The organism is Chitinophaga sp. (assembly GCF_036569125.1).
GTDB lineage: Bacteria > Bacteroidota > Bacteroidia > Chitinophagales > Chitinophagaceae > Chitinophaga.
The window spans coordinates 1-5,900 of record NZ_DATCRF010000603.1 but is presented as its reverse complement, the minus strand read 5'-3'; the positions used below and the strand labels follow the sequence as shown (position 1 = coordinate 5,900).

At 46.9% G+C, this 5,900-nt stretch carries 4 protein-coding genes and 1 tRNA gene; 3 read left to right on the top strand and 2 right to left on the bottom strand.

Translation table 11 applies throughout. From position 1 onward, the window contains the following. Window positions 1-115 precede the first annotated feature (115 nt). A tRNA-Arg gene (locus VIM87_RS22525) sits at window positions 116-189 on the bottom strand. A 221-nt stretch (window positions 190-410) separates the two neighbouring features. Between VIM87_RS22525 and ung the strand changes: the two genes are divergently transcribed. Both ung and VIM87_RS22515 read left to right on the top strand, forming a co-directional pair. Beyond that, window positions 411-1,085: a uracil-DNA glycosylase gene (gene ung / locus VIM87_RS22520; protein WP_217606678.1), complete on the top strand. Its 675-nt coding sequence runs from the start codon at window positions 411-413 to the stop codon at window positions 1,083-1,085. Between the two features lie 212 nt (window positions 1,086-1,297). Further along, complete coding sequence (locus VIM87_RS22515; protein ID WP_331999186.1) at window positions 1,298-2,053, top strand: lysophospholipid acyltransferase family protein; 756 nt, start codon at window positions 1,298-1,300, stop codon at window positions 2,051-2,053. A gap of 62 nt (window positions 2,054-2,115) precedes the next feature. Here the strand turns inward: VIM87_RS22515 and VIM87_RS22510 are convergent, their stop codons facing one another. Continuing rightward, window positions 2,116-4,737 carry a putative LPS assembly protein LptD gene (locus VIM87_RS22510; protein ID WP_331999185.1) on the bottom strand — a complete coding sequence of 874 codons (2,622 nt, stop codon included), beginning with the start codon at window positions 4,735-4,737 and terminating at the stop codon, window positions 2,116-2,118. A 407-nt stretch (window positions 4,738-5,144) separates the two neighbouring features. On the opposite strand from VIM87_RS22510, the gene VIM87_RS22505 reads away from it, so the two are divergent. After that, window positions 5,145-5,900 (top strand): N-acetylmuramoyl-L-alanine amidase (locus tag VIM87_RS22505; protein WP_331999184.1); only part of this gene is annotated, 756 nt, incomplete at its 3' end.

Sequence of the window (5,900 nt, the reverse complement as noted above, 5' to 3'; positions counted from 1 at the left end):
ATATAACATTTATTGATAACAACACAAATCCCCCCAACTTTTCAACTTGATCCCCTAAAACCCGGACTGGGTATGCAGTTTAAATAAAAAAGGCGCAACTTGTGTTGCGCCTAAGTGAACCGGATTGGATTCGAACCAATGGCCTGCTGCTTAGAAGGCAGCTGCTCTATCCAGCTGAGCTACCGGTCCATACTATTTTTTAACTCGAACTAATTTTATTCTTTTAGAACCAATGGCCTTCCCGACCTCAAATCGGGATGCTCCATCCAGCCAACCTTACGGTCCTAAATTTGCTGGTACTTCCACCCAAACTAAAATAAACACTATATTTATCTTTCATTTTGGGAGTGCAAATTTATATAAAATTCATCCAATAATTCAAATTTAGCCGTTTTTATAATACAATAGCCATGGACGTACAAATAGAAGCCAGTTGGAAAGAAGTTTTAAAGGACGAATTTGCCAAAGCCTATTTCGGAGAGATCGTCATGTTCCTCAAACATGAAAAAGCCCTCGGCAAAACCATCTATCCCCCCGGTAATCTCATTTTCAACGCATTCAATACCACCCCTTTCGACGAAGTAAAGGTGGTAATACTGGGACAAGATCCCTACCATGGGCCCCGCCAGGCACACGGCCTCTGCTTTTCGGTACAGGACGGCGTGCCCCCGCCCCCGTCGCTGGTCAATATTTATAAAGAAATGAAAACAGACCTGGGCCTTACACCGCCCAGTGGTGGCAACCTCACCAAGTGGGCCGAACATGGCGTACTGCTGCTCAACGCCTTCCTGACCGTACGGGCCGGCGAACCCGCCTCCCATAGCAAAATAGGCTGGGAAAACTTTACAGATGCCGTAATACGTAAGATATCCGATAAAAAAGAAAATGTGGTGTTCCTGCTCTGGGGTAAGTTTGCCCAGGATAAACAGGTGCTGATAGATGCCACCAAACATCATATCCTGAAAGCAGCCCACCCCTCCCCCTTTAGCGCCGACAAAGGCTTTTTCGGCTGCCGCCATTTTTCAAAGACCAATGAATTATTATCCAAAGCAGGCCTGGAACCGGTTGACTGGCGGTTGGAGTAGGCGCTATCTGTTTAAGACCAGAAGCATTAACCAAATGCTGGAGCAAACACTCATTTTCATCGTGATAGCTAATCTGTTTAAGATCGATCAGCTAACCAAATGCCGGTTAAGCACCATTTTCGTGTTGATATATTAATTAAATTTATCCCTTAATAAGAAAAACACTGGCCTCCAAAGCCGTGGTTCTGTGAAATACTGACTGTCAATTGTTTATGAGCAGGTTAAAGAATATTCTTGGCCGGTTATACGCTATTTATGGCTCATTGGTATTTGCCGCCAACATCCTGGTTATGTTCCTGCCAATGTGGGTGATCTCCCGGTTGCCGGAGCCTGAAAGAACACGCCGTTTTTTTCCACTGGTGCGTGCATGGATGAAGGTATTTATGCCGATGCTTTTTTGCCCCGTAAGAAGAAAAGGACTGGAAAATTTTGAACCCGGTGTTACCTATGTGGTAGTATGTAATCACAACTCTTTAATGGATGTACCGGTTACCACACCCGGCGTGCCCGGCTACCATAAAACCCTGGCTAAAATAGAAATGGCCAGCACGCCCCTGTTTGGTATTATGTATAAGATAGGCAGCGTGCTGGTAGACCGTAAAGACGAAAACAGCCGACACCGCAGCTACGAGGAAATGAAAGAAGTGCTCAGCAAGGGCATGCACATGACCCTATACCCCGAAGGTACCCGCAACAAAACCAACGATCCCCTGAAACCTTTTTATGATGGCGCTTTCGCGCTGGCCATAGATACCCAGCACTCCATTATGCCGGCTGTATTATTCAATACACGTAAGATCCTTCCGCCGGGCCGTATCTTTTACGCGCTGCCGCATAGGGTTGATTTTCACTTTCTGCCGCCCATCTCCACAAAAGGATTAACCAAAGATGACCTGCCGGCATTAAAAGAAAAGGTATTTAAAATAATGTGGGATTACATTGAACAGCATAACAGCCAAAAGAAATAACGCTTCCAATCCATTAACACACACCAGCACATTAGCATATTGACACACTAGCACATCGAAAACTATAAATCATAAAACTGCCGCGTTCGATTTATACGCAGATCACGCAGCAGCCCGGATTTGGGACTAATAGTAATACTGAACTGCCGGTACGTACCAAAGGGTATCAGGTTAATAGACATTTGCCAGCAGTGCAGATCGCGGGAAATATACATATTCGTATAGGCAATCTCGTGATTAATGAAATCATAGCCGCTGTTCAGGCCTATCTTCCACTTGGGTGTTAAGCTGAAATCACCGTTAAAGTTCACATACTGGTTAAAGTTCACCACCACCCCACCGGAATCCGGTATAATAGATTTGCTGTAGGTTAAGCTGTAAGAAAGATCAATACGCCAGGGAATATCAAAATCCACATACTCACCCGGGTTGTTACGCACCATCTGCAGCTGCCGTTGCTGCGCCTGCATAGCGGCATCGCCGGTGAGCTCATTCTCAATATCATCCTTCTGCTTTTCCTTTTCCTTGCTCTTTTTATCGGCCGACTGGAACGAGGTGCTCATGGTGATGTTCGCATTCGTTAAGCGGCCCAGGCTCAGCTTACCTGCCTGCCATACATACTGGTCCAGCCGGTGCCCCCGCTGATCAACAACATACGGATCAATATTACCACTGGCAGAGATGTTCAGCTTCTCAAACAGGTTGGTACGCGCATAAATGCTAAAAGTGCTCAGCTTAAAGGAATCCGCTATCAGGTTATAGCTGCCGTTAATACCAAAACCATCCAGCAGCTTAATCTTCTTTTCTTTATTGGCAGAGGTGTCCTTCTTGGAGGCCACCTTCATTTCCAGGTTGTTATCCAAACCAAACGATATTAACCCGGCCCTCCCTTCGCCAGGCACGCCCACTACAGATCCGTCAAAATAAGATACACGGCTTACATCCTCCGGCTGAAAACCATAGCGCAGGGAATCATACGCGCTGCGGGCCAGGTTAGGCTGGTAGCTTAAGCTCATGGTGGGGCGCATCACATGGCGGATGGCCTTTATCTTGGAAGTCTTTTTAAACACATACATCCCGTACACCGCGGTAGATAATGATACGCTGGCGCTGGCCTGCCGGGCGGCAAAAAAGCCCGTCTGGTAAGTGGTATCTATCCCCCCCAGGGTATCGGTAGCAGGGTTAAACCGCTGCGGGTTCCATTTACGGATCATTTTACGGGTATACCAGTATTCTGAATAGTTAATACCGGGCGATAAGGTGAACGTACCTACCGGTATGGAAAAAGAGATGGGCACCGTATGCTGCATACCGGTTTGCAAACGGTCAAACATTTCTTTTTTCAGGAACATGGTATCCTTGAAGTTCACACTGTTACGCAGCACCGTGCTGTAGGAAACCCCTATTTTCTGGTACCACTTGGGCGTACCTACCAGCTCCTTGGGTTGAAAAGGATAAATGGTGTTTACGTTAAAAGAGGCGTCCGGGAAAGAGATAAAGATATCCTTGGTGGAAAGGTTCTGCTGGTGGTTCAAACTCATGGTAAAGTTATAGGGTTTGCCCTGCCAGGTTTTTGAAAAGCTGATGGACGATCCTATGTTGTTATTTACCCTGGTATAATAATCAAATACATTGTACTGGTTGTAGGAGGAGGTACCAAAATTCACGTTGGCGCCAAAGTTCACCCCCGGCCGGGCCTTGCTGTCCATGCTATGGTTCCAGGTTACCCGGAAGTCACGGGAACGGGTAAACTCTGATTTTACAGCAGGGTCGCCAAAACGCGTAGTGGCAAAGCTCAGGTTCAAACCACCATTATAGCGGTACCGTACGCGGTAGGTTGGGCTGGCCGTTAAGCTCCAGCTGCCGTAGGAATATACATCACCGCGCATGGTCAGGTCAAAATACTCTCCCAGGCCCAGGTAATAACCGCCGTTTTCAAGGCCTACGCCTTTCTGCGCATTCACTACGTATTGCGGTGGCAGAATGCCGGAACGCTGCCCCTGTGTGATGGGGAAAATGGCAAAGGGTATAAATAACGGCGTGGGCACCCCTTCTATTTCCAGGTTAGCCGGGCCGGATATAACCAGTTTGTCCGGTATTACCTTTATCTTGCGGGCGCGGAACTGGAAGTGAGGGGTATCCAGGTTACAGGTGGTATAACCATTCTTCCAGCCGAAAATGCTGTTATCCGCCTCCCTTTTGGTTTGCTGGCTGTGAATAAAGCCTTCGCCATACTGGGAACGGGTATGATAGATCTTAGCTCTTTGCGTATTGAAGTTGTACCGTAAGGTGTCGGAATCAAAATTCTGCTCGCCATCTTTCAGCACCGGCCGGCCATAAGCCTTACCGCTGGTATCCTGTGCGGTGGTGGCTTCCAGCACACCGGTAGACTGGCTAAAGTTCATCCGTTCTGCTGTCAGGTCTACCGTTTTATACTTGGTATTGGCCGTACCATATAAATAAAAGCGTTTGGCAGGCACCATCAGTACAATGGAATCCTTGGCCTTATAGTTCACCGGGGCATCTAGGCTGTCTTTTGACAGTTTGGGCATATACAGGGTGTCTACCACGGTAGTGTCAGTAGCGGTGCTATCAGTAAGCCGTGGTGTGGTATCCCGTCCGGCACGGGTGGTATCCTTTATCCTGGGCCTCGAAAGCGGCACTGTATCTGACTTTCCTGGCACGGTATCTGTGAAACTTTTGTTAAAATTCACATTTCTGTGTGGCCCGGCCCAGGCAAATGCATCTATAATAAGGATAAAAGCAAAGACGGCACCTGCCACGAACAGGTACTGTCTGAAAAATTTTTTATAATTATTTTTGTAGTCAGGGATCATGTGTCAAGCGGGCACAAACCTACATGTTTTTATACAAATTATTATCATTCGTAAAACGAAAAAGAACGCCTGGGGATACACTGGTTTTCTACAATTATAAAAGTATTAACGATTTTGGATGATTATCAAATTATGAATTGTCAATTACAGATTGAGTAGAGCGATGGATCACAATCTCCGCTGCATTATAATCCGTAATTCATAATTCCGTAATTCGTAATTAAACTAACTAAATGCCCATTAAACTTTGAAACATGCGCTGGAACCGATTTTGGATCTTAGGATGCGGAACGCTATTTATCTTTACCTTATTTATCCGGGCTACGGACAAGCCCTTTAAAAGAAAGCAGGACAAACCTCTCCGTACCATTGTAATTGATGCAGGCCATGGCGGGCAGGATATTGGCGCCCGTGGCAGCTACTCCACCGAAAAAGAAGTAACCCTGGATGTTGCTTTAAAGCTGGGAAAGATCATAGAAGAGAATATGCCGGATGTAAAGGTGGTGTATACACGTAAAGTGGACCGCTTTGATGATCCCCGCCGTAAAGCAGAAATTGCCAATGACGCCCGGGGCGATCTTTTTATATCCATTCACTGTAACTCGGCCCCTAAAAGCCGCCACGTAACCGGGTATAAAACCGTATACCGTAAAAAGGGAAAACGGAAAATAGCTGTGAGGCAGCCTATTTATGAATACTCCCCCAGCCAGGCACAGGGCACGGAAACATATGTATGGGCCACCAGTAAGAACAACGCCAAAATGGAATCCCTGAAAACCAGCTCCGTAATGGTGCTGGACGGCAACTCTGAAGAAGCCAAGGAAGTAATGGATGCTGCCGACCCGGAAACCTTTATTATGCTTAATACCCTGCGGAATGCCTTTTTTGATCAGAGCCTGCGCTTATCTACCATGGTGGAAGATGAATTCACCAAAGTAGGCCGCATTAGCCGCGGCGCCCGCCAGCGTAATGAAAAAGGCATCTGGGTGCTGCAGGCAACCGCCATGCCC

Excerpts from the sequence above, each read along its gene's own strand:
- ung (WP_217606678.1), top strand. The coding sequence starts at position 411 with ATGGACGTACAAATAGAAGCCAGTTGGAAAGAAGTTTTAAAGGACGAA.
- VIM87_RS22515 (WP_331999186.1), top strand. The coding sequence starts at position 1,298 with ATGAGCAGGTTAAAGAATATTCTTGGCCGGTTATACGCTATTTATGGC.